Source organism: Cellulomonas sp. ATA003 (assembly GCF_031582905.1).
In the GTDB taxonomy this organism is placed as follows: Bacteria; Actinomycetota; Actinomycetes; order Actinomycetales; family Cellulomonadaceae; genus Pengzhenrongella.
Genome location: NZ_CP133990.1, coordinates 364453 through 391096, shown reverse-complemented (window position 1 = coordinate 391096; position 26644 = coordinate 364453). Strand labels below are relative to the sequence as shown.

At 73.1% G+C, this 26644-nt stretch carries 22 protein-coding genes and 5 pseudogenes; 4 read left to right on the top strand and 23 right to left on the bottom strand.

Annotation, left to right across the window (positions count from 1 at the left end):
- Positions 1-131: 131 nt before the first annotated feature.
- The 13 genes and pseudogenes from sucD to REH70_RS01930 form a co-directional block, all read right to left on the bottom strand.
- Positions 132-1022, bottom strand: a complete 891-nt coding sequence (sucD, locus tag REH70_RS01975; protein WP_310751613.1) for a succinate--CoA ligase subunit alpha — start codon at positions 1020-1022, stop codon at positions 132-134.
- Between the two features lie 33 nt (positions 1023-1055).
- Positions 1056-2222 (bottom strand): ADP-forming succinate--CoA ligase subunit beta, encoded by a 1167-nt coding sequence (sucC, locus tag REH70_RS01970; protein ID WP_310751610.1) that lies wholly within the window; start codon positions 2220-2222, stop codon positions 1056-1058.
- 185 nt (positions 2223-2407) lie between these two features.
- Positions 2408-2830 (bottom strand): hypothetical protein, encoded by a 423-nt coding sequence (locus tag REH70_RS20245; protein ID WP_396134625.1) that lies wholly within the window; start codon positions 2828-2830, stop codon positions 2408-2410.
- 83 nt (positions 2831-2913) lie between these two features.
- A pseudogene (locus REH70_RS20240) lies at positions 2914-3027 on the bottom strand (3'-5' exonuclease); the annotation flags it as partial.
- On the bottom strand, positions 3024-3965 hold the full coding sequence (locus REH70_RS20235) for a 3'-5' exonuclease (protein WP_396134710.1): 942 nt from the start codon (positions 3963-3965) through the stop codon (positions 3024-3026). The gene REH70_RS20235 and the pseudogene REH70_RS20240, both read right to left, overlap by 4 nt.
- 164 nt (positions 3966-4129) lie before the next feature.
- A pseudogene (locus tag REH70_RS20230) lies at positions 4130-4756 on the bottom strand (UvrD-helicase domain-containing protein); the annotation flags it as partial.
- 428 nt (positions 4757-5184) lie between these two features.
- Positions 5185-6765, bottom strand: a complete 1581-nt coding sequence (locus REH70_RS01960) for a methyl-accepting chemotaxis protein (RefSeq protein ID WP_310751607.1) — start codon at positions 6763-6765, stop codon at positions 5185-5187.
- 90 nt (positions 6766-6855) lie between these two features.
- Positions 6856-7320, bottom strand: coding sequence for an OmpA family protein (locus REH70_RS01955; RefSeq protein WP_310751604.1), 465 nt, complete (start codon positions 7318-7320; stop codon positions 6856-6858).
- 257 nt (positions 7321-7577) lie between these two features.
- A complete protein-coding gene (locus REH70_RS01950; protein WP_310751601.1) occupies positions 7578-8249 on the bottom strand; it encodes a hypothetical protein in 672 nt (223 codons plus the stop codon).
- Between the two features lie 74 nt (positions 8250-8323).
- Positions 8324-8806: a DUF456 domain-containing protein gene (locus tag REH70_RS01945; protein ID WP_310751598.1), complete on the bottom strand. Its 483-nt coding sequence runs from the start codon at positions 8804-8806 to the stop codon at positions 8324-8326.
- 97 nt (positions 8807-8903) lie between these two features.
- On the bottom strand, positions 8904-9248 hold the full coding sequence (locus REH70_RS01940; RefSeq protein ID WP_310751594.1) for a hypothetical protein: 345 nt from the start codon (positions 9246-9248) through the stop codon (positions 8904-8906).
- An 87-nt stretch (positions 9249-9335) separates the two neighbouring features.
- Positions 9336-10037 carry a response regulator transcription factor gene (locus REH70_RS01935; protein ID WP_310751590.1) on the bottom strand — a complete coding sequence of 234 codons (702 nt, stop codon included), beginning with the start codon at positions 10035-10037 and terminating at the stop codon, positions 9336-9338.
- On the bottom strand, positions 10034-11350 hold the full coding sequence (locus REH70_RS01930; protein ID WP_310754103.1) for a PspC domain-containing protein: 1317 nt from the start codon (positions 11348-11350) through the stop codon (positions 10034-10036). The genes REH70_RS01935 and REH70_RS01930 overlap by 4 nt, the downstream gene beginning before the upstream one ends.
- Positions 11351-11473: 123 nt before the next feature.
- Here REH70_RS01930 and REH70_RS20225 point away from each other — a divergent pair.
- From REH70_RS20225 to REH70_RS01920, 3 genes and pseudogenes are all read left to right on the top strand, one after another.
- Positions 11474-11866: pseudogene (locus REH70_RS20225) on the top strand (PspC domain-containing protein); the annotation flags it as partial.
- A gap of 664 nt (positions 11867-12530) precedes the next feature.
- Complete coding sequence (locus tag REH70_RS01925) at positions 12531-13136, top strand: LiaF domain-containing protein (protein WP_310751587.1); 606 nt, start codon at positions 12531-12533, stop codon at positions 13134-13136.
- A gap of 201 nt (positions 13137-13337) precedes the next feature.
- A complete protein-coding gene (locus REH70_RS01920; protein ID WP_310751584.1) occupies positions 13338-13622 on the top strand; it encodes a hypothetical protein in 285 nt (94 codons plus the stop codon).
- 54 nt (positions 13623-13676) lie between these two features.
- Here the strand turns inward: REH70_RS01920 and REH70_RS01915 are convergent, their stop codons facing one another.
- Entirely contained in the window at positions 13677-14207 is a 531-nt protein-coding gene (locus REH70_RS01915; protein ID WP_310751582.1) for a glycosyltransferase, read from the bottom strand.
- Between the two features lie 191 nt (positions 14208-14398).
- Positions 14399-14773, bottom strand: a pseudogene (locus tag REH70_RS01910) (glycosyltransferase); the annotation flags it as partial.
- A gap of 183 nt (positions 14774-14956) precedes the next feature.
- Here REH70_RS01910 and REH70_RS01905 point away from each other — a divergent pair.
- The gene (locus REH70_RS01905; RefSeq protein ID WP_310751579.1) at positions 14957-16594 is read left to right on the top strand and encodes a DUF5597 domain-containing protein; all 1638 of its coding nucleotides are present in this window, start codon (positions 14957-14959) and stop codon (positions 16592-16594) included.
- A 91-nt stretch (positions 16595-16685) separates the two neighbouring features.
- On the opposite strand, the gene REH70_RS01900 is transcribed toward REH70_RS01905, so the two are convergent.
- From REH70_RS01900 to REH70_RS01865, 8 genes and pseudogenes are all read right to left on the bottom strand, one after another.
- The gene (locus REH70_RS01900; protein WP_310751576.1) at positions 16686-17225 is read right to left on the bottom strand and encodes a hypothetical protein; all 540 of its coding nucleotides are present in this window, start codon (positions 17223-17225) and stop codon (positions 16686-16688) included.
- The gene (locus REH70_RS01895) at positions 17209-19374 is read right to left on the bottom strand and encodes a hypothetical protein (RefSeq protein WP_310751573.1); all 2166 of its coding nucleotides are present in this window, start codon (positions 19372-19374) and stop codon (positions 17209-17211) included. Before REH70_RS01895 ends, REH70_RS01900 begins: the two co-directional genes overlap by 17 nt.
- A gap of 206 nt (positions 19375-19580) precedes the next feature.
- Positions 19581-21913: pseudogene (locus tag REH70_RS01890) on the bottom strand (glycoside hydrolase family 3 N-terminal domain-containing protein).
- Positions 21914-21955: 42 nt separating this feature from the next.
- Entirely contained in the window at positions 21956-22663 is a 708-nt protein-coding gene (locus REH70_RS01885; protein WP_310751570.1) for a DUF624 domain-containing protein, read from the bottom strand.
- A complete protein-coding gene (locus tag REH70_RS01880; RefSeq protein ID WP_310751567.1) occupies positions 22660-22821 on the bottom strand; it encodes a hypothetical protein in 162 nt (53 codons plus the stop codon). The genes REH70_RS01885 and REH70_RS01880 overlap by 4 nt, the downstream gene beginning before the upstream one ends.
- Before the next feature lie 112 nt (positions 22822-22933).
- Entirely contained in the window at positions 22934-24610 is a 1677-nt protein-coding gene (locus tag REH70_RS01875) for an extracellular solute-binding protein (RefSeq protein WP_310751564.1), read from the bottom strand.
- Positions 24611-24677: 67 nt separating this feature from the next.
- Entirely contained in the window at positions 24678-25502 is an 825-nt protein-coding gene (locus REH70_RS01870) for a carbohydrate ABC transporter permease (protein WP_310754102.1), read from the bottom strand.
- Positions 25503-25605: 103 nt separating this feature from the next.
- The gene (locus REH70_RS01865) at positions 25606-26541 is read right to left on the bottom strand and encodes an ABC transporter permease subunit (RefSeq protein ID WP_310751561.1); all 936 of its coding nucleotides are present in this window, start codon (positions 26539-26541) and stop codon (positions 25606-25608) included.
- Between the last annotated feature and the right edge of the window lie 103 nt (positions 26542-26644).

Below are 26644 nucleotides of genomic sequence, written 5' to 3'. Positions count from 1 at the left end.
GAGGCACGGCAGCCTGTGCGGGACGGCGGCTCGTGCGCGACGGCAGAGACGACGACGGCGCCGGTCCGGGTGGACCGACGCCGTCGTGAGCCGTGCTCGGCGCCGTCAGGCGGGCGCCGCTCGAGGAGAGGTCAGGCGGAGAGGATCGACCGCATGAGCTCCGCGGTCTCGCTCGGCGTCTTGCCGACCTTGACCCCGGCGGCCTCGAGGGCCTCCTTCTTCGCCTGCGCGGTGCCGGACGAGCCCGACACGATCGCGCCGGCGTGGCCCATCGTCTTGCCCTCGGGCGCGGTGAACCCGGCGACGTAGCCGACGACCGGCTTCGTCACGTTGTCCTTGATGAAGGCCGCCGCACGCTCCTCCGCGTCGCCACCGATCTCGCCGATCATGACGATCGCCTCGGTCTCCGGGTCCGCCTCGAACGCCTGGAGGGCGTCGATGTGCGTGGTCCCGATGATCGGGTCGCCGCCGATGCCGATCGCGGTGGAGAACCCGAAGTCCCGCAGCTCGTACATCATCTGGTAGGTCAGCGTGCCGGACTTCGACACGAGGCCGATCTTGCCGGCGCCGGAGATGTCGGCCGGGATGATCCCGACGTTCGACTTCCCGGGGCTGATGAGGCCGGGGCAGTTGGGGCCGATGAGCCGGACACCCTTGGACTGCGCGTAGGAGAAGAACTCGGCGGTGTCGGCGACCGGCACGCCCTCGGTGATGATGACGACGAGCGGCACGCCCGCGTCGACGGCCTCGAGGACGGCGCCCTTGGTGTGGGCCGGCGGCACGAAGATGACGGACACGTCGGCGCCGGTCTCCGCGACGGCCTCCTTCACGGAGCCGAACACCGGCACCGAGACGGCGCCGTCGGCGGTGGTGAAGTCGACGGACGTGCCCGCCTTGCGCGGGTTGACGCCGCCGACGACGGCGGTGCCCGACGCGAGCATGCGCGTCGTGTGCTTCTGGCCCTCGGAGCCGGTCATGCCCTGGACGATGACCTTGGAGCTCTCGGTCAGGAAGATTGCCATGGGGGTATCAGTCTCTTTCTTCTCGGCCGGGGCTCAGGCGTTGGCCAGCTCGGCGGCCTTGGCCGCGCCGCCGTCCATGGTGTCGGCCAGCGTGACCATCGGGTGGGCGGCCTTCTCGAGGATCGCGCGGCCCTCGACGACGTTGTTGCCGTCCAGCCGGACCACGAGCGGCTTGTTCTCCTTGTCCCCGAGCATCGCCAGCGCCTGCACGATGCCGTTCGCGACGGCGTCGCACGCGGTGATCCCACCGAAGACGTTGACGAACACCGACTTGACCTGCGGGTCGGACAGGATGATGTCGAGCCCGTTCGCCATGACCTCGGCCGACGCGCCACCGCCGATGTCGAGGAAGTTGGCGGGCTTGACGCCGCCGTGCTCCTCGCCGGCGTACGCGACGACGTCGAGCGTGCTCATGACCAGCCCGGCGCCGTTGCCGATGATGCCGACCTCGCCGTCGAGCTTGACGTAGTTGAGGCCCTTCTCCTTGGCCTTCGCCTCGAGCGGGTCGGCCGCCTGGGCGTCCTCGAGCTCGGCGTGGTCGGCGTGGCGGAACTCCGCGTTCTCGTCCAGCGTCACCTTGCCGTCGAGCGCGACGATCTCGCCGTCCTCGGTCCGGACCAGCGGGTTCACCTCGACCAGCGTGGCGTCCTCGTTCCGGTAGACGTCCCACAGCTTGACGAAGACGTTCGCGACGGCGTCGAGGATCGCGTCCGGGAAGCCGGCGGCCTGCGCGATCTCACGGGCCTTGGCGTCGTCGATCCCGACCTGCGGGTCGACGGCGACGCGGGCCAGCGCCTCGGGGCGCTCGACCGCGAGCTGCTCGATCTCCACGCCGCCCTCGACGGACGCCATCGCCAGGTACCGGCGCTCGGCGCGGTCCAGCAGGAGCGAGAAGTAGAACTCCTCGGCGATCTTGGCGCCCGCGGCGATCATCACGCGGTGCACCGTGTGGCCCTTGATGTCCATGCCGAGGATGTCACCGGCCTTCTCGGCCGCCTCGTCGGAGTTGTGCGCCAGCTTGACGCCGCCGGCCTTGCCCCGACCACCCGTCTTGACCTGGGCCTTGACGACCACGGTCCCGCCACCGAGCTGCTCGGCAGCTGCGCGAGCCTCCTCGGGCGTCGTGGCGACGATGCCGCCGAGCACGGGGACGCCGTGCTTCTCGAACATGTCTCGTGCCTGGTACTCGAACAGGTCCACCTTGGATGGGTCCTTCCGTCGCCGCTGACGTGTGCCGTCCGATGACCACGCCGCCTCGGTGATGGTAGTCGCGGCGCTCGGTGCACTTCACATCGAGCCGATGTCGCCCCGACCACAGGCCCGCCGGTGTGCGGCGCCTGCGGGTCGACGTCCGGTCGTGGGAGCAGCTCGAGCCCTCGGAGCGCCTACAGCTTGCTGACCGGCGAGTACCGCAGCAGCAGCCGCTTGGTCCCCTCGGAGCCGAAGTCGATCTTCGCGACTGCGTTCGGTCCGGCGCCCTCGACCACCACCACCGTGCCGAGCCCGTACGCGTCGTGCGTGACGCGGTCGCCGACCTGCAGGCTCGGCACGTCGCCGGCCGGCCGCGGGGTCGCGGACCCGAACGTCGGGCCGTCCGGCGACGGCGGCACGGCGCGCTTGGCCGGACCGGTGCGGGGTGCGCCCGACCCGTTGCCGTACGACCCGGGCGCGTACCCGCCCACGCCGTACCCCGACCCGTACCCGGCGCCGGACCGCAGGACGGCCATGCTCGACTCCCGACGGCGCCAGTCGAGGAGCTCGTCGGGCAGGTCGTCGAGGAACCGGCTCGCCGGGAACTCGTTCGGCACCCCCACGACGTCCGGACGGCGGCGCGCGAGATGTACAGCCGCTGCCGGGCGCGGGTCAGGCCGACGTACGCGAGCCGGCGCTCCTCCGCGAGCTGGTCGGTGTCCGCGAGGGACCGCATGTGCGGGAAGGTGCCGTCCTCGAGCCCGGTGAGGAACACCACCGGGAACTCCAGGCCCTTCGCGGTGTGCAGCGTCATGAGGGTGACGACGCCCTGGTCGACCCGGGGGCGCCGTCGGCGTCGTCGGAGCTGGGGATCTGGTCGGCGTCGGCGACGAGGGAGATGCGCTCGAGGAAGTCCGCGAGGTCGGCCTCGGGGTCGCTCTGCTCGAACTCGGTCGCGACGGCGTGCAGCTCGGCGAGGTTCTCCACGCGGGACTGGTCCTGCGGGTCCTCGCTCTCCCGCAGCTCGGCGAGGTAGCCGCTGCGGTCGAGCACCGCGCCGAGCACCGCGGCGGCGCCGGCACCGGAGGCCGCGAGCGCGCGCAGGTCGGCCATCATCGCCGCGAACGCCCGGAGCCCGTTGGCCGAGCGGGACGCAAGCCCGGGCACCTCGTCGACGCGGTCCAGCGCGGCGCCGAACGAGATCCGCTCGCGGTCGGCGAAGGCCGCGACCATCGCCTCGGACCGGTCCCCCAGCCCACGCTTGGGCACGTTGAGGATGCGGCGCACGTTGACGTCGTCGTCGGGGTTGTCGACCGCGCGCAGGTAGGCGACGGCGTCCTTGATCTCCCGACGCTCGTAGAACCGCGTCCCCCCGACCACCTTGTAGGGCAGCCCGACGCGGATGAGCACCTCCTCGAGCGCGCGGGCCTGGGCGTTCGCGCGGTAGAAGATCGCGACGTCGCCGGGTCGCACGCCGTCGGAGTCGCTCAGCCGGTCGATCTCCTCGGCGACGAAGCGGGCCTCCTCGTGCTCGTTGTCCGCGACGTAGCCGACGATCTGCGCGCCGGCCCCCGAGTCCGTCCACAGCCGCTTGGGCTTGCGGCCCGGGTTGCGGGAGATGACCGCGTTGGCGGCGGTGAGGATCGTCTGGGTCGAGCGGTAGTTCTGCTCGAGGAGGATGGTGCGCGCGCTGGGGTAGTCGGCCTCGAACTCGAGGATGTTGCGGATGGTCGCACCGCGGAACGCGTAGATCGACTGGTCGGCGTCGCCGACGACGGTGAGCTCCCGGGCTCGACGTCGCCCCCGTCGGCCGAGCCGGCGGTGGCGACGCCGTCCTCGGCGTCCCGTGCGGGGTCGTGCCCCGCGAGCTCACGGACGAGCGTGTACTGCGCGTGGTTCGTGTCCTGGTACTCGTCGACCAGCACGTGCCGGAAGCGGCGGCGGTAGTGCTGGGCCACCGCAGGGAACGCCTGCAGCAGGTTGACGGTGGTCATGATCAGGTCGTCGAAGTCGAGCGCGTGCGCCTGGCGCAGCCGCGCCTGGTATCGCTCGTAGGCCTGGGCGAGCACGGCGTCGAAGTCGTTGGCGGCGCCCGACGACGCCCCGCTCTCGCGGGCGAAGGTCTCGGGGTCGACGAGCTCGTCCTTGAGCGCGGAGATCCGCGAGCCGAGCGCCTTCGGCGGGTACTTCTTGGGGTCGAGCTCGAGCTCGCGGGCGACCATCGTCATGAGCCGCTGCGAGTCCGCGGCGTCGTAGATGGAGAACGTCGAGCGCAGGCCGAGCGTGGCCGCCTCCTTGCGCAGGATGCGCACGCACGCGGAGTGGAACGTCGACACCCACATCATCCGGGCGGCCGGCCCCACGAGGGACTCGACCCGCTCGCGCATCTCGCCCGCGGCCTTGTTGGTGAACGTGATGGCGAGGATCTCGCCCGGCCGGGCCCGTCCGGTGCCCAGCAGGTACGCGATGCGGTGGGTGAGCACCCGCGTCTTGCCCGACCCGGCGCCGGCGACGATGAGCAGCGGGCTCCCCGCGTGCAGCACGGCCTCGCGCTGCTGCGGGTTGAGCCCGGTGAGCAGGCTCTCCGGGTCGCGCGCCGAGGGGTCGACCCGTGTCCGGGGACGCCGGACGAACGCCTGGACGCCCCGACTGCGCCGTCTGGGGCGCCCGTCGACGCATCGGTCGGCGCAGCGGTCGACACCTCGGTCGGCGCAGCGCCGGGCGCGGCCCCCGGTGCGCGCGGGCCCCCGCGAGGCGTCCCGGCGGCGTCGCGCGGGCTCAGCTCCGCAGGGGTGAGTCCGGGCAGCGGGAGGTTCTCGAAGAGCGACGTCATGGCACCACCAGGGTAGGCGCGACCACCCACACGCGACGACGAGCGCTACGTCACGCCTCCCTCCGACGCACCGCCGCACGCCCGCCGCCCGCCCGCCGCACGCGGCCGCACACGGGAGCCGTCAGCTGCGCCGCGCCGTCAGCCACCCAGCACCGCCACCGCACCCTGCAAGCGCGCCGACGTCTCCGCGAGGTCGTGCGCGGCGGACCGGATGGCCTCGATGTCCACGCCGGTGCGCTGCGACGACTCGCCGACGGCGGCCAGCGCGACCGAGATCCCGCGCCCGCCGACGGCGACCCGCTCCACGCTGTCGGCCATGGCCGCCGTCGTCGCGGTCTGCTCCTCCACCGCGCCGGCGATCGTCGTCTGGAAGTCGTTGACCCGCGCGATGATCTCGCTGATCCGCGCGATCTCCCCGGCTGCCTGCGACGCGGCGCTCTGGATCGCGACCACGCGCGCCGAGATGTCGCCGGTGGCGCGGGCGGTCTCCTGCGCGAGGTCCTTGACCTCCCCGGCGACGACGGCGAAGCCCTTCCCCGCGTCCCCGGCGCGAGCCGCCTCGATGGTGGCGTTGAGGGCGAGCAGGTTCGTCTGCTCCGCGATCGACGTGATGACCTTGACGACGCTGCCGATCTCGGCCGACGACGTGCCGAGCTCGGCGACCGTGGCGTTCGTCGCGGTCGCGACCTCGACGGCCTCGGCCGCGATCTTCGCGACCGCGTTCGCGTTGCGCGCGATCTCCGCGATCGACGTCCCCATCTCCTGCGTGCCGGACGCCACGGTGTCGATCCCGACGCTCACCTCCTCCGCGGTGCCGGAGACCGACTCCGTCACCCGGGCGGCGTCCTCGGCCCCACGGGCGAGCCCGTCGCTGCTCGCGACGAGGCGGACGGCGGCGGCGTCCAGCTCACCGGCGGCGGCCGTGACGCCCGCGGTCACCGCGGACGCCCGGTCGAGGGTGGCGTTCAGCTGGGCGGCGAGGTGGTCGAGCTCCGTCCGCCCCCGACCGGTGTCCAGACGCGTGGCCAGGTCACCGGCCGCGAGCAGATCGGTGGCCCGCCGCAGCGGCCGCACGATGCTGCGCCCCACGACCACGCTCACGCCGGCGGTGACCATGACGATCATCAGGGCGGCGATCAGCAGACGGCGGGCGTCCGCGAGCGCAGCGCCCTGCACGTCGTCGACGTACACCCCGGACCCGATGACCCAGCCCCACGGCTCGAAGCCCGCGACGTAGGAGACCTTGGGCTGGGGCGCGTCCATGCCCGGCTTCGGCCACTGGTAGGCGACGAAGCCCGCGCCGTCGGCCCGCACGACGTCGACCATCTCGACGAACAGCCGCTTGCCGTCCGGGTCCTCGTTCTGGGACAGGTCGGTGCCGTCGAGCTCGGGCTTCATGGGGTGCATGACCATGGTCGGGGCCATGTCGTTGATCCAGAAGTACTCCTGGCCCGAGTAGCGCAGCGCGCGCACGGCCTCGATCGCGGACGCCTGCGCCTCGCTCTGGGAGAGCCGCCCGGCCGCCTCCTCGGCGCCGTAGTGCTGCAGGACGCCGAGCGCGGTCTCCACGACGGTGCGGGTCGCGGCCTGGCGCTCCGTCATGATGCGGTCACGCACCTGGACGGAGGCGACCACGGACAGGGCGACGAGCCCGATCGCGGTGACCAGGACGACGGCGACCAGCCGGCGGGCGATCGACAGTGAGCTCAAGCGCTTCATGGGTTCCTCGACGGTGCGGGAGCGGACGGGTGCTCCCGCACCCATCGGCTTCGTCCGGCGTGGCGTGAGGGGTCGAGCCCTCCGTCGCCCTCAGCGCGTCGCGGTGATCTCGACCCGCCGGTTGAGCGCACGCGCCCGGTCGACCTCGGCGGGTGACCCCTCCTCGAGCGCGACGGGCTGGGTCTCGCCGCGCCCCTGGGTGGTCACCGGCAGTCCGGGGACCTGCGCGAGCAGAGACTGCTGGACGGCCGCCGCGCGCGCCTCGGAGAGCGCCTGGTTGTGGGCGTCGTCGTCGACGGAGTCGGTGTGCCCCACGACCTCGACGGATGCCGGGCGCCCGTCGCCGAGCGACGCGGCGATCGTGGCCAGCTCGGCCTCGGCCCGCGGCGTGAGCGCGGCGGAGTCGGGCTCGAAGAACACGTCGCCGGACAGCGTGTACGCCTCCTGCTCGGGCGCCTCGTCCCGCCCGACGGCGCCGTCGACGCTCGCCGTCCGCGCGATGAGCTCGGCGACCGGTGCGACCACCGGCAGGACGGGCCCGGTGAGCGGGACCACCGGCGCGATCGCGACGTCGGTCGTGATCGGGGAGAGCGACGGTTCTCGGCTCCGAGGGCGTCGGGCTGGGCGACGCCGCCGCAGCCGCGGACGACGTCGCCACGGCCGCGGCGGGGGCCGCTCCTGCGCCGGCGACGCCCAGCACGCCCAGCAGACCCACCACACCCAGCACGCCGAGCGCGCTGACCCCCTGTGTCCGCCGCACGCCCCGCACGGGTGCGCGAGCGAGCGAGCGGCGGGGACCGCGCGTCGGTCGCTCATCGGGTCAGCGCGACGCCATCGAAGGACCCGGCGCCCGGGATCTGGACGGTCACGGTGTCGACGTCCTCGGGCGGCGCGGCGAACGACGTGCTCAGCACGAGCGCCGTCCCCGCGCCGACGAAGGTGTTGGACAGGCCACCGGAGCACGCGCACGCGCCCGCCGTGTCGTAGGCGGCGCGGTGTGCCATGCCGTTGACCGCATCGACGACGGTCACACCGTCGGTGGTGAAGGCCCGCAGCGTGCTGGTCTCCTCGCCGCGCTCGCCGTCGGCGTCCAGCGGCGCGGTGCTGGTGCCGTCGTCGAAGAACTGGCCGACCTGCCAGTTGTCGGTGTCCTCGGCGAGGTTGTGGACGGTGAAGAGCACGGTCATCACCTCGCCCGATACCGCGACCTCGTTGAGGTCGACCCGCAGCGGCGTGCTCCCGGCCGTGGTCTCCCGTGACCCGAGCACGGGCAGGGTCGCGGTGACGGGCTGCTCCTGGGCGTCCTCGCCGGCGCCCTCGCGCATGGCCTCGGTCGTCTCGTCGGCGGCCTGCGCCTCCTCGGCCGACGCGGTCGGGGCGGCCGAGTCGGCGGTGTCCTGCTCGTCGTCCGACGACGTGCAGCCGGCGAGGAGGAGCGCCGCAGACGCGAGGACGACGGCGAGGCGGGCGGTGGGGCGAGGCACGGTGGGGGCTCCAGGGGTCGGTCGGGACGAGCGCGACGACCCTAGTGGAGCCGTTCCGGCGACCGGCGTGCGCGTCAGGTGGCGAGGACGGCGATGAGCCACGCTGCCGAGGCGATGAGGGCGCCGGCGAGCTCGATGAGGATCGTGATGCCGGTGGCCTGCAGGGCCACCACGGTGGCGCGCCAGGCACGGGTGGCGTCCCCCAGCCGGCTGAGCTCGACGAGGTACACGGCGAGCACGAAGCCGAGGAACAGCCCGACGACGGGCACGACGAAGAAGCCGACGATCCCCGCCAGCCCGCCGATGACCAGCGTCCGGTTCGGCACACCGGCCCGCTTCAGGTGCCGCCCGGCGACGAGGTACTTCGCCACCAGGGCTGCCGCCGTGACCAGGGTCGCCAGCACCGCGACCGCCCACCCGATCCCGGTGCCCTCCAGGACCGCCCACACGATCACGGCGCCCAGCACGAGCAGCGACCCGGGGATCACCTGGACGACGACGCCGACGAGACCGATGAGGATGACCAGCCCGACGAGCACCTCGCCGAGCGCGTTCACGGCTGCCCCGGGGAGCGGAGCTCGGCCGCGGGCACCGGCCCGACCGGCCCGACCGGCCCCGTCGCGCCGACCGACCCGACCGGCCCCACGGGCCCGGTCACTGCCACAGGACCGCGATCGCGACGTTGACGACGGTCAGCCCGGCGATCGCCCCGAGGAGGCCGGTCGTGACGCGCTCCCGACGCCCACCGAGGACGACGAGCGCCGTCACCACGACCGCGATCAGCAGCTTCAGACCGATCTTCACGTTGTTCGGCTCGTCGGCCGCGAGCCCCGCGGACGCCAGCCCGACCATCACGATGCCGGTGACGAGCGCGGTGAGGATGCCGTGGAGCATCCCGCGCGGGATGGTCGGCGTCCGCATGCTCACCACCGCGGCGCCCAGGACGATGGCCCAGCCGATCAGGTGCAGCACGAGCAGGACGTCGTAGAGGGTCTCCATGGGCGCCCAGCGTAGAGCTCCGGCCCGGTGCTGCCGGCGCCGATCGTGCCGGTGCGGCCGGCGCGGCCGGTGCGGCCGGCGCGGCGGTCAGAGCAGGCGCCGCGCCGCCGCCCACCGCGTGAGCTCGTGCCGGGACGACAGCTGCAGCTTGCGCAGCACCGCCGAGACGTGGGTCTCGACGGTCTTGATCGAGATGAACAGCTCCGAGGCGACCTCCCGGTAGCTGTAGCCGCGGGCGATGAGCCGCATGACCTCGCGCTCCCGGGCCGAGAGGCGGTCGAGCTCGTCGTCGGCGATCGCGACGTCACCGGCCGCGGTGCCGAACGCGTCCAGGACGAAGCCCGCCAGCCGCGGCGAGAAGACCGCGTCGCCGTCGGCGACGCGCCGGACGGCGTCGGACAGGTCCGGCCCCGAGATCGCCTTGGTGACGTAGCCGCGAGCGCCCGCGCGGATCACCGAGACGACGTCCTCCGCGGCGTCGGAGACGGACAGCGCGAGGAACCGCGTGGTGGCCAGCAGATCGGCGCACGCGGTGATGACCTCCGCACCACCACCGCCGTCGCCCCCGGGCAGGTGCACGTCGAGCAGCACCACCGGCGGCCGCAGCGCGCGGACCTGAGCGATCGCGGAGCCGACGTCGTCGGCCTCGCCCACCACCCGGACGCGCGCGTCGAGCGAGGCCCGCACCCCGGTGCGGAACATCAGGTGGTCGTCGACCAGCACGACGTCCACCGCGCCGCCGACCGGCCCGCCGGCCGACCCGGCCACCGGCCCACCGCTCTCGCTCATCGTCCGTCCTCCCGCCGCCCGTTCGGGCGGCTGTCGCCGTCCGTGCCCGGGTCATGATGGCCGTTCGTCCGGACCGGGACCCGCAGGTGCACCTCCGTGCCGCGCTCGGGCCGGGACGTCACCGTCGCGGTGCCGCCGCGTCGCCGGACCCGCCCCATGATGGACTCCCGCACCCCGAACCGGTCGAGCGGCACCGTCGCCAGCTCGAAGCCCTCGCCGCGGTCCCGCACGAAGACCTCCACGGCGTCGTCGGCGACCTCGAGGTACAGCGACACCGGCGGCCGCCCGTGCACGACGGCGTTCACCAGCGCCTCGCGCGTCGCCTGCAGCAGGGCCTCGGTGTCCGCGTCCGGGACGCGGTCGCCGACGACGACGGCGTCGATCGCCACCGCGCGACCGTCCTCCACCTCGGCGATGACCGACCGCAGCGCCGCCGCGACCGACGTCCCGGGCTCGGAGCGGTCGTCGTAGAGCCACTCGCGCAGCTCGCGCTCCTGCGCGCGTGCCATCCGCGCGACCTCGGCGGGCTGGTCCGCCCGGGCCCGGATGAGCGCGAGGGTCTGCAGGACGGAGTCGTGCAGGTGCGCGGCGATGTCGGCCCGCTCCGCCTCGCGGGCGCGCGCGGCCCGCTCGTCCCCCAGCTCACGGACGAGCCGCAGCCCCCACGGGGCGAGGACCAGACCGGCACCGGCGAGGACCGCGAGCGCCGCGACCCCCGACCGCACCAGCGCGTCGACCGGCTCGTCCTGACCGACGAGCAGCAGCACACCGACCCCGACCAGCACGATCCCGCCGGCGAGCCGGACGAGACTGACCGGCGTGCGCCCACCGGCTCGGGACAGCCACCGCTCCCGCTGCACGGAGTCGAGCTGGCTCCACACCAGCGCCGTCCCGACGAGCACGATGAGGGTCGGCAGCACCCAGGAGAGCTGGATGTCGACGCCGTTGCGGGTCGCGACGAGCAGTCCCGCTCCCGCGAGCAGCAGCAGGCCGACCGCGATGTCGGTCACCGGGACGGTCCGGTCGGTCGACCGCAGCCGGGGCGCGAGCCGGGCCAGGGCCGCCGGGCGGCTCTCCTCGGCGACCTGCGCCGGATCCGCCGTGGGGACCGTGACCCAGAGGAAGACGTAGAGCGCGAGACCCGCACCGCCGGCGAGCGTCCCGACCACCAGGGCCAACCGCAGCACCCCGACCGGCAGGCCGAGGTGTGCGGCCAGCCCGGCCGCCACCCCGGCGACCCAGCGCCCGTGGGGCGGCCGGCGCAGCGGCAGCACGCCGACGCGGCCCAGCGGCCGCGGACTTCGCTCACCCATGGTCGGGTCGAGAGGGGTCTCCACGCCCCGATCGTCACACGTCCCGGACCCGCTCCGGGGCGGACGACGACATCTGCCAGGGGACGGCCGGGGCCCGTTCAGGGTCCGGTCAGGGGGTACCCGATGCCCACCGCGCCCCGGGCGCGACACGATCGGGGCATGGAATCGACGACACCCCCGGCGGGCGACCAGACCGTCCCGCCGGACTCCGCCCCCGGGCCCCGCCCCGACCCCACGCCCGGCGCCGCAGGCGGCTGGGCCTCCACCTCCACTCCCGGCCCGACCCCGGGCCCGACGCCCAGCTCCGCTCCCGGCCCGACGCCGCGCGCTGACGGCTTCTTCCCCGCGCTGCGGCGGACCGGCCTGCTGCGCACGCAGGACCGCTGGATCGGTGGCGTGTGCGGCGGCCTCGCGCGCCGCTTCGGCATCGACCCGCTCCTCGTGCGTGGGCTGCTCGGCGTCACGGTCCTGTTCGGCGGCGCCGGCCTCCTGCTGTACGGCCTCGCCTGGGCGCTCCTGCCCGAGGAGATCGACGGCCGCATCCACCTCGAGGAGACGATCCGCGGCCGGTTCGACGCCGCGCTGCTCGGAGCGATCGCGTTCGTGGTGGTCGGGCTCAACCGCGGCAACGGCTGGTTCGGGTGGTGGGACGACCGCGGGCTGGGGTGGGTCAACGGTCTGCTGTGGGCGGCCGCCCTCGCCGCGCTCATCGCCATCGTGATCGCCGCCGCCGGGCGCCGCGATCGTCAGCCGGTCGGGACGGCCGGCCCCGCCGAAGGCACGTGGCAGGCCGCCCCGCGCCCCGCGGACCCGCGCGGCTCCGTCCCGCACCCCGGGTACGGCGCGGTCCCGGCGACCTCACCGCATCCCGGGACGGGGACCGTCCCGCCTCCCCCGGCTCGGCGTCGCGCACCGTGCCGTCGTCGGGCACCGGCTCGTCGTCGGGCACCGTGTCGTCGTCGGGCACCGTTCCCCCGCCGCCCGCACCCAGCTGGTCCACCGGTGGGGCCGGCACGCCCCCGGTGCACCCGGCGGTCCGTACGGAACCGGCGGCTACCGGCCGGGACCACCGGTCCCACCGCCGCCGCCCCGCCCCCGCAAGCCCCGCGTCCAGGGGCCGGGCGTCGGAGCCGTCGGCGCCGTCGTCGGCCTGACCCTGCTCGGGCTGGCCACCCTGCTCGTGCTCGAGCGCGAGGACCAGCTCGGCGACCTCCCGCTCGGCCTGACCGGCCTGGCGATCGGGATCGTGCTCACCGGCCTCGCCATCATGATCGCCGGCCTGCGGGGGCGGTCCAGCGGCACCCTCGGCTTCCTCGCGATCGTCGGCATCCTGGCCGCGATCCCGGTCGCTCTCGTCACCGGCTCGGACGAGCGCGTCGGCTTCCTCGGTGACTCCGGGCGGTTCCGCGTCTCGTCCGGTGAGGTGTGGACGCCGATGACGGCCGACGAGGCCCGCGACGGCATCTCCACCGGCTTCGGCGACCTGACCGTCGACCTCACGCAGGTCCCGCTCGGCGCTCGCACGATCGACGTCCCGATCTCCGCGAGCGCGGGCAGCCTGCTGGTCGTCGTGCCCGACGACGCCGCGGTCACCGGCGACATCGCCCTCACCGCCGGTGAGATCCGGTGGGACGTGGACGGCCGGGAGCTCCACACGGGCTTCTCGCCCGGCATCAGCACCCAGTTCAGGAGCGACGAGGTGCAGGACGGCGACGGCGACGTCGACCTCGCCGTCCGCATCACAGCAGGCGCGGGCGAGGTCCGCGTCGTGGAGGAGAACTCATGAGCACCGAGAACGACGCGACCGCCCCCTGCCCCTCGGCGGGCAGCGCGCCGGCCAGCACGCCGACCAGCCGACCGCGCCGATCCGGCGCCCGGCGAACGCCCGGACCGACGACCCGACGCTCGTGTTCGAGACGTTCGACCCGGAGCGACCGGACCCGCAGCGGACGGACCGCACCCCTCGGCCGAGCAGGGGTCCGCCAGCGTGCCGCCCGCCGTGCCGGGATCCGGGTCGACCGCCCTGCCCGTCCCGGGCGACCGTGACGCGGCGCCGGACGGGGCCCCCGACGGCGACCGTGGGCCCCGTCCGTCCCTGCGTGTGGGCACGGTCGTGTGGGGGCTCGTCATCGCGATCATCGGCGCGGGTCTCATCGCGATCGCGTCGGGTGCCCGCTTCGACGTCGAGCTGGCGTTCATCGGGTTGCTCGCGCTCGCCGGGATCGCCCTGGTGGTCGGCTCGGTCGTCACCGGGGCACGACGCCGCCGCTGACGCGTGGTGCGCGTCCAACCCGCCACGTGACGCGGGGGTGCTGGCCGGTGCCCGTCAGGCGCCGGCCAGCACCCCCGCGCGGTCGTACTCCGCCTGGGCCGCGCGCAGCACGCGGTCCCACCCCTGGTCCGGGCGGACCGTGGCGTTGTGCGTGCGCATGGCTGCCAGGAGCGCGGGGTCCTCGGCGAGCCGCAGCACGGCGTCGGCCATCGCGTCGTCGTCGGTGACGAGCAGGCCGTCGGTGCCGTCGGCCACGAACTCCTCGATCCCGGTGCCCCGGCGCGCGACCACCGCGAGGCCCGCCGTGCGCGCCTCGAGCGCGGCGATCCCAAAGGCCTCGAGCTCGGCGGGTGCGAGGAACACGTCGGCCTCCGCGTACGCGGCCCGCAGCTCGGCACGGGGCAGCCGCCCCCGCAGCGTCACGACGTCGTCCAGTCCGAGCCGTGCCACCCGGGCGGCGACCCGGGCCCGGTCCGGACCGTCACCGATGACGTCCAGACGCAGCGCACCCGCGGGCAGCCGCGCCGCAGCGCGGCCGACCAGGTCCACCAGCGGCACCGCGCGCTTGCGCGGCGCGAGCCGCATGGTCGCCACCAGCCGCAGCGGCCGCTCGGGGTGGACGGGGGCACGGCACCCGCGCCGCCAGCCACGTCGCCAGGCACGTCGGCAGGCACATCGGCCGGCACGTCGGCAGGCACGGCCGACACCGGCGCCCACCGGTCGAGCTCGAGCCCGTTGGGCACCACCGACACCGGCGCCCCGAAGACCTCGGCGACCCGTGCCGCGGCGACCCCGCTCACCGCGCTGAGCGCCGCCGGGGCACCCGCCCACCCGGAGGCACGGGCACCGGCCCGCAGCAGCGGCACGACGCCGTCGAGCATGCAGTGCCACGTGATGGCGAGCGGCAGGCCCGCGCGGCGCGTGGCGCGGGCGCCGTCGAAGGCGAACGGCGAGAGCACCCCGGCGTGCACGTGGACGGCGTCCGGGCGCACGTCGCGCAGCGCGGCGGTGATCAGCCGCGACTGCGCGGGGTTCACCGGGAGGTCGAACGGCATCCGGGCGCCCAGGCGGTGCACGTGGACGCCCTGCTCGACGTCGACCACCCCACCCCGCTCGCCGCCCTCGCCCAGGGTCGCGGTGAGGACGTGCACCTCGTGCCCCGCGGCGACCTGCCGCGCCGCCAGGTCGCTGACCTGGGACTCGATGCCACCGGTCCGGGGCGGGTAGCAGTCCGAGACGTGGGCGATCAGCACGCGGGTCAGGCTAGCCGCGCGTGCGTCCGAGCACAGGACGCACCCGGAGGCCGTGAGCGCCCCGTGGCAGACTCCACGGCCGTGACGACACCCTCCACATCCCCCGGCCCCGACCCGCAGGACCGATCCCCGCTGCCCCGGCTGGAGCGGTCCGGCACCGCGACCCAGCTCGTCGTCGACGGCGCGCCGTTCATCATCCGCGGCGGCGAGCTCGGCAACTCCAGCGCCGAGCGGACGTTCCTGGCCGAGCACTGGTCACGGCTCGAGGCGCTCGGCCTCAACGCCGTGGTCGCGCCCGTGTACTGGGACGTGGTCGAGCCCGTCGAGGGCCAGTTCGACTGGAGAAGTGTCGACGAGCTCGTCGAGGACGCCCACGGGTACGGCATGCGCCTGGTGCTGCTGTGGTTCGGCAGCTGGAAGAACAGCATGTCGTCCTACGTACCCGGCTGGGTCAAGACCGACGTCGCGCGCTTCCCGCGCTCGCGTGACTCGCGCGGCAAGGCGCTGGAGATCCTCACCCCCTTCGACGACGCGAACCGCGACGCCGACGCGCGGGCGTTCGCGGCCCTGATGGGTCACCTGCGCGAGGCGGACCCCGAGCACGTCGTCGTCCTCGTGCAGGTGGAGAACGAGATCGGCATGATCCCCGAGGCGCGCGACCGCACGCCCGAGGCCGACGCCGCCTTCGCCGGCCCGGTACCCGCCGCGCTCATGGCCTACCTGGGCGAGCACCGCGAGACCCTCGCCCCCGAGCTCGCCGCGCAGTGGTCCGCAGCCGGCGGGCGCAGCGAGGGCACCTGGACCGACGTCTTCGGCGCCGGGCCGGCGACGGACGAGCTGTTCATGGCGTGGGCGTTCGCGCGCTACGTCCAGGCCGTGACGGCGGCGGGCAAGGCGGAGCTCGACCTCCCGATGTACACCAACGCCGCGCTGATCCGCCCCGGGACGCAGCCCGGCCAGTACCCGAGCGCCGGGCCGCTGCCGCACCTCATCGACGTGTGGCGCGCGGGCGCGCCGGCGCTGGACTTCATCGCGCCCGACATCTACTTCCCGAACTTCATCGAGTGGGCCGACAGGTACGTCCGCAGCGGCAACCCGCTGTTCATCCCGGAGGCGCTTCGGAGCGTCGACGCCGCCGCCAATGCGCTGTACGCCTACGGCAAGCACGCCGCGATCGGATTCTCCCCGTTCGGCATCGAGACCATCGAGGAGACACCCGCACGGCTGCTGGCGGCGTCCTACGACGTCGTCCGGCAGCTCACCCCGCTCCTGGTGCAGCACGCGGGGAAGGGCACGATGACCGGGCTGCTGCCGCCCGCCGACGACCAGCGGGTGCCGCACCGGGTGCCGCTGGGCGACGTCGTGCTCGCCGCGAGGTACGAGCGCATCGCCGCGCCGAGCCTGGCCGACGGCGTCATCAACGAGGTCGGGGACCGGGCGAAGGACACCACCCGGCTGCCCGCAGGCGCGATCGTCATCGCCACCGGGCCAGACGAGCTCGTGGTCGGCGGCATCGGGGTCACCCTGACGTTCGACCCGGTCGACGCCGGCACCGAGACCGTCGGCATCCTCAGCTGCGAGGAGGGCCGCTACGACGACGCCGGCGTCTGGCAGCACCGTCGGTGGCTCAACGGCGACCAGACCCACCAGGGTCGCCATGTGCGCCTCGAGCCCGGCCGCTTCGCGATCCAGCGCGTCCGGCTGTACCGGTACCGCTGACCGCGCACGGCGAAGGGCGGGACGTGGCCATCACGTCCCGCCCCTCGGCCGTCGCTCAGGGCTCAGCGCACGCGGGCTCAGCGCACGCAGCTCAGCGCACGCGGGCGCTGAGCGTCTGCGGGCCGCCGATCATGTTCCCCTCGGTGTCGACCGCGCGGAACACGACGAGCCGCACGTCCTTCGCCCGGCGGGGCAGCGGCTCGTCGAACGTGACGCGCGCGGACCGCGCGTCGGCGGCCCACTGCACCGTCCACGGGCCCGCGTCCTCGACGCCCAGACCCAGCTCGCGCGGGTCGAGCGCCTCGCTGAACCGCAACGTGACCCCGGTGGCGTCGCCGTCGGTGGCCGTGATCGCGGTGTCGAACGCGGTCGCGGTCGGGACCGTGGTCGGCCGGGCACCGTCGTCGTCGACGGAGTTGGGGTACAGCGGCCAGGCGCCATGGAGGTTGCCGTGCAGCGGGGTGTTCTGCAGGTCGTCCGACGCCCAGCTCGGTGCCTCGCCGAACGGGGAGGTGAAGCCGTCCACGAGCACGCCCCGCCAGTCCGGCACCTGGTCCTTCGTCACGGCGACGTCGACGCCGAGCGTCCAGCCCGGCAGCGCCTCCAGGTGGAGGTCACGCACGCCGAGCACGAAGCTCGTCGTGCCGTCCGAGGGTCCCTCGGGTGCGCCGCGGGTCTTGAGCGAGACGCCGTACCGCTGGAGGTAGCCGTCGGTCGTGCCGTCGTCGTGGACGCTCGTGCTGAGCGGGACGCCGTCGACGAGCAGCTCGGGGTCGCCCGCCTCGAGGTCGACGGGGCTGGAGAAGCCGATCGCCATCCCGTCCGGTGAGCCGCTGCTGAGGTTGAGCCCGTGGCGCAGCGCGTCGGCGAGCGAGAAGCCGGCGAGCTCGACCGTCCTCGGGTCCTGGCCGTGGTCGCGCGTCTCGGCGACGTACCGCCCGGCCTGCGCCTGGGCGGGCCGCAGCGTGAAGGTCGCGACACCGCGCGGGGCCGGGCGGACGAGGCGGCGTCCGTCGGGGAGCGTCAGGGTGACCTGGCGGGCGTCGGTGTGGAAGCGCAGGGTGCGCTCCTGGCCGGCGGTGACGTAGGTGTCCTCGCTCCACAGGGTGTCTTTGCCGGGGCGGGACCACCGGATCGACGAGCTCGAGCTCGTACGGGCTGCGGGACATCGCCGCGATGCTGTCGAAGGTGGCCTCGGGGTAGATGACGCCGCTGCCGTCCTTGGCGGAGCCGTCCGGCTCGGCCAGCGTCGCCAGGTGCCGGCGGGTCAGCGTGTCGCTGCGGCCGAACTCGCGGTCCATGATCGCGACGAGGTCGGGCAGGTCGCGGTCCTGGTTGGCGTGGGCGGCGTCGCGCACGACCCACGCGATGTCGTCCCCCGCACCGAGCAGCTCGTAGGCCTCCCGCGCCGCCTGCAGGCTCACGACCGTGCTCGGCGAGTTGAGCCAGGCCTGCTGGGCCTCGCCGGTCCACGTGATGAGCGGTCGCGGCGCGACGAGCGCGGCGACGGCGTGCAGGTCGAACGGGGCGTGCTCGGCCTTGTCGGGGCGGAAGTCCAGCGCCTTGGACGTGAACCAGTACGGCATGCCCATGGCGCGCAGCACCGTCTCGTTGCGCGAGTAGATGCCGTCGAAGCCGTCGGGGGTGTCGTACGTGAACATCTGCCCCTCGGTCGAGTACCGGAAGCCGCTCAGCCCGCCGCCGCCGGGGTCGCTCGGCGCCGCCACCGCGATGCGCTCGTCGAACGCCGCCGCGAGCACGGCCGCCTTGCCGTTGCGGGACACCCCGGTGACCGCGGTCTGGTCCCACGCCAGGTCGCGGGAGTTCGCGGCCTCGGCGTCGTTCTTGATGGCGTCGACGATGCGGCTGATCCCCCACGCCCAGCCCAGCAGGGTGCCGCTGTCGTACTCGTAGGTGCCGGCCCGGTACGGGTACAGCTCGTTGTACGCGCCGGTGTGCGCGGCGCTGTCGGAGTACACCGAGCCGGTGTTCATCGACACGTACGCGTACCCGTTGGCCTTGAGCGTGGTGACCTGCTGGGCGGAGAGGCCCCCGACGGTCAGCACGACGGGGTACGGGCCGGGCAGGTCGGTGTCGACCCCCTGCACGGGGACCTCGAAGGCGTCCAGCCGGATCGACGCCGTCGTTGCCCCCGGTGCCTCGGGGTCGCTCACCCGCACCTCGGTGCGGGCGGTTGCGGGGGTGACGGTGAGCAGGTCGCGGTGGTCGTCCCAGGTGTCGCCCGCCGCCCAGTCCGGGTACCCGTCCGGTGCGTCGTACGCGGCCTCGGCCACGAAGTCCGGCACCGGGAGCAGCGTGAACCCACCGCCCGGCGCGAACGTGTACGAGCCCGCCGGCAGGTGCGTGGTGAAGGTGGAGAAGTCGAACACGGCGGAGAAGGTGACCGTCGTCGTCTCGGGGACGTCGACGCTGGTGAAGACGGAGCCGTCCTCCGGGGTGGGGTGCTGGTACCCGTACAGGTAGTACTGCAGCGCGTCGGCGAGCTCGTCGGCCCGGGCGTCCCACTCGCCCGCGTCGTCCACGGTCCCGTTGCCGTTGGGGTCGGCCGTCGGGCTGAGGAAGGTGAACAGATCGGGCAGGCTCTCGGTCGCGGGGATCTGCGTGACGTCGGCCGGGAAGTAGGGCCGCGGTGCGGCGGGGTTGGGTGGTGTCCCGGGCGGGACGACGACCGCCCCGCCGGCCGGCCCGTCACCCGAGCCGGGCGCTGCACCGGGCACGGCCACGGCCGACTGACCGCCGAGCCCGAGGGCCACCGTCATCAGGACCGCACCCACCGTGGGCACGCGTCGTGATCTCCAGATCGTCATCGATCCATTCCCTTCGTCACGCCGGCACCGTCGCCGGCCGTATGGGGCGGCGCACCGTCCACCGGGCCGCGATCCGCCGTCGGCAGCGCGGGGCCGGTGGGAGGTCAGCCGTGCAGTGGGGGCCGGGCGCGGCATGCGCGCCCGGCCCCCGGTGCCGATCAGGCGTCCCGGCGGACCTCCACGTCGACCACGCGGCGGTCCGCGGTGGTGACCTCGTGGACGGCGCCGTCGAACGTCACCGTCCCGGTCAGGACGAGGTCCGCGCAGGAGTTCCCGACCGACACCTGCACCTCACCCGGCTCGACGACCCGCACCATGCGACGGTCGCTGAACGCCAGGCGAGTGGTCGGGACGTCGAACGCCACCTCGGCGCTCTCGCCGGCGGCGAGCTCGACCCGGGCGTACCCGAGCAGCTGGATCACCGGACGGGTCACCGAGGCGACCGGGTCCTTCCCGTAGAGCTGGACGACGTCGGCGCCGTCGCGCTCGCCGGTGTTGCGCACCCGGACGGTCGCCCGGATCGCCCCGTCGGTCGGCACCGTCTCGGACTCGAGGGTCAGGTCGGTGTACTCGAACGACGTGTAGGACAGCCCGTGCCCGAAGGGCAGGACCGGCGCGGTGTCGAGGTTGCTCACCGAGCTCTGCGCACCGAGCTTGGGGTGCAGGTAGCTGTACGGCTGCGCCCCCACGGACCGCGGCATGGTCACCGGCAGGTGACCCGACGGGTTGATGCGCCCGGACAGCACGCCGGCGACCGCCTGCGCACCCTCCTGGCCGGGGAAGAACGACTGCACGACGGCGGCGCACCGCTCGACCGCCCAGTCGACCGCGTACGGCCGGCCGGTGAGCAGCACCAGCACGACCGGCTTCCCGGTCGCGAGGAGCGCCTCGACCAGCTGCCGCTGCACACCCGGGAGCTCGAGGGAGTCGGCGTCGCAGCCCTCCCCGACGTCCCGCGGCCGAACAGCCCCGCGAGGTCGCCCATGACGGCGACGACGACGTCCGAGCCCTCGGCGGCCTCGACGGCGGCCGCGAACCCCGTCGTGTCGTCGCCCTGCACGTCGCAGCCCTTGGCGTAGCGCAGATCGGCGTCCGCGAGCTCGCGCCCGAGCGCCTCGCGCACGGTGGCGACGTCGAGCCCGAGCTCGAACGACGGGTGCTGGGACAGCACGTGGTTGGAGAAGGAGTAGCAGCCGAACAGCGCCTCGGTGGCGTCCGCGTTGGGCCCGACGACGGCGATCGTCGGCCTGGACTCCGCGGCCGCGAGGGGCAGCGTGCCGTCGTTCGTCAGGAGGACCACGGACTCCTCCGCGATCCGGGCCGCGAGCTCGCGGTGCGGCAGCGGGTCGAGGTCGATGTCGCCGACCGCGTCCGGGTCGAACGTCGCGTCGAGCAGGCCGAGGCGCTCCTTCTGGCCGAGCACGCGCAGCAGCGCGCGGTCCACCAGCGCCTCGTCGATGTCGCCCGAGCGCACGAGCTCGGCGAGCGGCTCGAGGTAGGCGGTACCGGTCGGCAGCTCGACGTCGATGCCCGCGGTGAGCGCGATGCCCGCGGCGTGGCCGAGGTCACCGGCCAGGCCGTGCAGCGTCTGCAGGAACGCGACCGCGAAGTAGTCGGCGACGACGGTGCCGGTGAAGCCCCAGCGCTCGCGCAGCACCCCGGTGAGCAGGTCGATGTCGGCGGCGGACGGCATGCCGTCGATCTCGGAGTAGGAGTTCATGACCGAGTCGACGCCGCCGTCCAGGACCGCCATCTCGAACGGCGGCAGGAACACGTCCTGGATCTCGCGCGGTCCGGCGTGCACCGGCGCGAGGTTCCGGCCGGCGCGCGAGTTGGAGTACCCGGTGAAGTGCTTGAGCGTCGCGATGACGCCGGTGCTCTGCACGCCGCGCACGTAGGCCGTCGCGACGGTCCCGATGAGGTACGGGTCCTCGGAGATGCACTCCTCGACGCGGCCCCAGCGGGCGTCGCGGATCACGTCGAGCACGGGCGCGAGGCCCTGGTGGACGCCGAGCGAGCGCATGGACTCTCCGATCGCGCGGCCCATCTCCTCGACCAGCTCGGGGTGGAAGCTGGCGCCCCAGGACGGCGGCGCGGGGAAGGTCGTCGCCTTCCACGCCGCGAGCCCGGTGAGGCACTCCTCGTGCACCAGCGCGGGGATGCCGAGGCGGGTGTTCTGCTGGAGCCACAGCTGCTTGCGGGCGAGCGCCTGCGCCTGGTCGAGCGGCTCGACCGGCGTGGTGCCGAAGACGCGCGTGAGCTGGCCGAGGCCGTGCGTGGCATACGCCTCGAGCTCGTCGATCTCGGCCTGCATCGCGTCCTGCATCGGGGCGACGTCGCCCCCTTCGCCGCTGCCGCCGCGGCCCTCCCAGAGCCCGACGAGCTGCGCGAGCTTCTCCTCGAGCGTCATGCGCCCCATGAGCTCGCGCACACGCGCCTCGCCGTCGACGGACAGCTCGGTGCGCAGGGGGACGGTGTGGTCGACGGTCATGGGCTTTCCCTCGTTCGTGATGGGTGGGACTACGGGTCGGTGCTACGGCGTGGTGGAGGACGACGTGGGCGGGGACGGCGCGACGAAGCGGCGCTGGACGTCGTCCAGCACGGGGTTCTCGTTGCGTGCGAGGAAGTAGGTGAGGACGGACGCGAGGAGGACCGGCACGGCGTCGAACGTGACCACGGCGAGGCCGGCGACCAGGACGAGGAGCGAGACCATCCCGAGCGTCACGAGGGGGCGGTTCAGCAGCGTGTAGATCCCGAGCCGGGCGGCGTCGCGCCACCGGAACGAGAAGGACGACGCCAGGGCGAGCATGCGCACCGCCCACAGCAGGACCACGACGCCGAGGACGACCTGGAGCAGCACGACCGGTGCGGCGAGCCCGGCGGCGCCGGCGTACGCGACGTTCGTGCCGAGCACGACGAGAGCGACGAGTGCCGGTACCCAGGACCGCAGCGCGTCGGCCCACCCGAGCCGCAGCCCGCGACCGAACTGGTGCGCCGGGGACGGGTCCCGCTCGCGCAAGAACACCCGCCAGGCGAACAGGGCGGCGGCGGTGGCCGGACCGACCGGGACGGCCGCCAGCGCGTACAGCGGCAGGTTGCTCGCGTCGCGGGCGAGGAAGAGCGCCGCCACGAAGCCGGGCGCGGTCAGCAGGACCCATAGCACCTCGACGACGACGAACCAGTAGATGGCGGACGCCGCACGCGTGAGCGGGCCGTTGCGGTCGGGGGCGGGCCCGCTCACGGATGGTCGCCCGGGATGCGCGGGTCGCCGATCCACGGCCCGGTCTCGTCCTGGACCGCCTCGGTGGCCACGGCGGTCGCGTGCAGCACGTCGTGGTCGGTCCGGGACGGACTCCTCGGCCGGCCCAGGCACTGCCCGGGGACGAACGACGTCGGCACGCTCTCCTGCTCCTTCTCTCGACACGGTGCGGCAGCGCGTCCGGAGGACCGAACGCGTCCGCCCGGTCGCACGGCCTGCTGGCCGTGCGACCGGGCGGAGGTGATCAAGGGCTCAGCCGTTGTTCTCGGCGAAGCGCTCCTGGGCGGCGTTCATGATGTCCACGTACGCCGTCATGTTCTGGCCCTCGAGCTCGGCGACGTAGGCGTCCCACTCGGACAGGTCACGCTGGCCGAGGATGAAGGCCAGGGTGTTCTGCGTGACGTAGTCCGTCAGGGCGGTCTGGTACAGGCTGGCCTGCTCGAGCTCGAGCTCGTCGAGCGGGTGCGGCGGGGCGACCGCGGCCTGCTCCTTGGTGGCCATGACCTCCTGGAAGTTCTGCTCCTCCTCGGAGAGCATCGAGGTCACCAGGTCCTGCGTCGAGCCCTGCGCCAGCATGAACACGCCGTTGTGGTACCCGAGGTCCACCTGGAGGTTCGTCGGTGCGCCCGGGTTGAGCGACTGGATGGTGATGTCCGAGTTCAGCACGCGCGTGCCGTCGCCCTCCGTGGTGAACGTCTCGCCCTCCACTCCCCACTTGGCGAACTCCAGGCCCTCGTCGGAGTAGTAGAGCCAGTCGATGAACTGCAGCATCGCGACGAAGTTCTCGTTCTCGGCGCAGTCCGCCGAGATCATCATCCCGCTCTCCATCCGGGTGCCGGCGACGAGGTCACCGGCGGGCCCGGCGGGCACGCGGATCTTGTTCAGCTGGTAGTTGCCGGCGCCGACCGTCGTGTCGAGCGTCTCCCGGTGCCGCAGGATCTCCTGCGAGTTCGTGGTGATCGCGTAGCTCTGCTCCGAGGTGAGCTTCTGCACGGCCGTGTCGTCGTCCTGGGTGAAGCTCTCCGGGTCCAGGAGCCCCGCCTCGACGAGGCCGTGGAAGTACTCGACCATCGAGCGGTACTCGTCCGTCGCACCGGCGAAGCTGAACTCACCGGCCGCCTCGTCCCACTGCAGCCCCTCGCCGAAGCCCCAGCCGCCGACCGTGCCGAAGTTCGGCGCGGCGACGTTGAAGAGGGCACCGAGCGGCGTCGGGACGCTGAAGCGGTCCGAGAGGACGTACTGGTCCGGGTGCGCGGCCTTGACGGCCTCGAACGACTCACGCAGGTCGTCCCACGTCTCGGGCGCCGTCTCGGCACCGGCCGCCTCGAAGACGTCGGTGCGGATGCCGAGGGTGTAGTCGTACCGCAGCTGCTCCAGGATGCCCGGGAGCAGGTAGTACTTCCCGTCCGCCTGACGCAGCGTGTCGAGCTCGGGCTCCAGCTCCCACTCCTCGACCTTGGCCTGGAAGTTGGGCATGTACTCGACGTAGTCGCTGACCGGCAGGATCGCGCCGGACGACACGAACTGGTTCTCCTGCCCCGCGTACGTCACCGGGATGATGCAGGGGGCGTCACCCGCCCCGATGAGGAGGCTGCGGCGCTGCTCCCAATCGCTCAGCGGTGCCGTCGTGATGTCGAAGGTGACGTTCTGGTTCTCCTCGAGCTTCTGGAGCATCGGCCAGTCGTCCTGGAGAGGGTAGTTCGGGTGGTCGCGGTAGAGCAGCCCGAACTCCACCGGCTCGGTCGCCACGAACGTGTCGCCGGCCGAGTAGTCCTCCATCGCGCCGACCATGTTGTCCTCGAGCGCGGCGGCGTCGACGGTGCCGTCGCCCTCGCCCTCGCCCTCGTCGGAGCCGCCGCACGCTGCGAGCGTGAGCGCCAGCGTTCCGGCGGTGATCCCGCCGAGCACACGCCTGGTGTGGGTCCTCATCGTTGACTGCCTTTCCTCGGTCGAACGTCGTCGTTCAGGTCACGAAACAGCTGGGTGGGTCGGCGGATCAGCCCTTGACGGAGCCGAGCATGATCCCCGAGACGAAGTACTTCTGGACGAAGGGGTACAGCAGGACGATGGGCAGCACGGTGAGCACCATCGTCACGGACTGGATGTTGGCGGAGACCTGCGCGGCCCCCTCGCCGCCGGCGCCCAACGAGGACGCCGTCGTCGCGCCGGCGATGAGGTTCCGCAGGTAGACGGTCACCGGGTACAGCTCGGCGTCGTCGAGGTAGAGGAACGCGGTGAACCAGGAGTTCCAGAACGACACCGCGTAGAAGAGGACCATCGTGGCGATGACGGCCTTGCTGAGCGGCAGGACGATCCGCAGCAGGGTCCCGTACGTGCTGAGGCCGTCGATCGCCGCCGCCTCCTCCAGCTCCTCCGGCATGTTCTCGAAGAACGACTTCATGACCAGCAGGTTGAAGACGCTGATCGCGTTCGGGATGACGATCGCCCAGATGGTGTTCGTCATGCCGAGCTCGTTGATCAGCACGTAGTTGGGGATGAGCCCGCCGTTGAAGAACATCGTGAAGACGGCGAGGCCGATGAAGAGGCCGCGCCCGCGCAGGTGCTTCTTGGAGATCGCGTAGGCGAACGTCGTCGTGAGCACCATGGCGATCGCCGTCGCGACGACGGTGTAGACCACCGTGTTGCGGTAGTTGACCCAGAACAGGCGGTCACCCATGACGGTCCCGTACGTGTCCAGGTTGAACCCTCGGGGCACCAGGTTCACCTGCCCGGAGGTGATGAACGCCTCGCCCGAGAACGACTGCGCAAGGATGTTCACGAACGGGTACAGGGTCACGATCATGACCAGGACCAGGACGATCGCGTTGACGACGGAGAACGCGCGATAGCCGCGGGTGTCCTTGACGGTCCGGGCAGCGGGGTCGGGCCCCCGAGCCGGCGGTCGGTCGTGGTCGGGTCGACGGTCACCACAGGCTCGTCCCCACTGCTCGGCGAGAGATCGCGTTGGCGGACAGGATCAAGGTGAGACCGATGATCGCCTCGAAGAGGCCGATCGCGGTCGCGTAGCTGAAGTTCGCGGACTCGATGCCGATGCGGTACAGGTAGGTGGAGATGACGTCGGCCGTCGGGTACGTCAGCGGGTTGTAGAGCAGCAGGACCTTCTCGAAGCCCACCGCCATGAACGTCCCGATGTTGAGGATGAGCAGCGTGACCATCGTCGGCCGGATGCCGGGCAGGGTGATGTGCCAGGTCTGCTTCCACCGGTTGGCGCCGTCGATCCGCGCCGCCTCGTAGAGGCTGGCGTCGACCGTGGTCAGGGCGGCGAGGTAGAGGATGGTGCCCCAGCCGACCGTCTGCCAGATCTCCGACGAGATGTAGATGTCGCGGAACCATTCCGCACGCTGGATGAACGCGATCGGCTCCCCGCCGAGCGCCGTGACGATCTGGTTGACCGTCCCCTGCACGGAGAAGATCTGCAGGACCATGCCGGCCACGATGACGATCGACATGAAGTGCGGCAGGTAGGAGATCGTCTGGACCAGCCGCTTGAACCAGATCCGTCGCACCTCGTTGAGCAGCAGCGCGAGGATGATGGGCAGCGGGAACACGATGATGAGCGACAGCGCCCCGAGGATCACGGTGTTCTGGAAGACGTCCCAGAACTTCGCGTCGTTGATGAAGAGCTCGACGTACCGCATGCCGACCCACTCGTCACCGAAGATGCTGCCACCGGGCCGGAACCGCCGGAAGGCGATGACGTTCCCCAGCATGGGGACGTACCGGAAGATCAGCAGGAAGACCACGGGCAGCACCAGCAGCGTGTACAGCTGCCAGTCGCGCCGCAGCGCCTTCTTCCAGGACCGCGGCTTGCCGAGCGTCCGCTTGCTGGTGTTCGCCACCGCGATGCCGGCCGCCGCGTCTCCCAGGGGACCGGTCGGCCTACCGCCTGCCGGCGAGGACGCCTCGAGATTCTGTGGCGTGGTCACTGGCTGCCACCTGTCC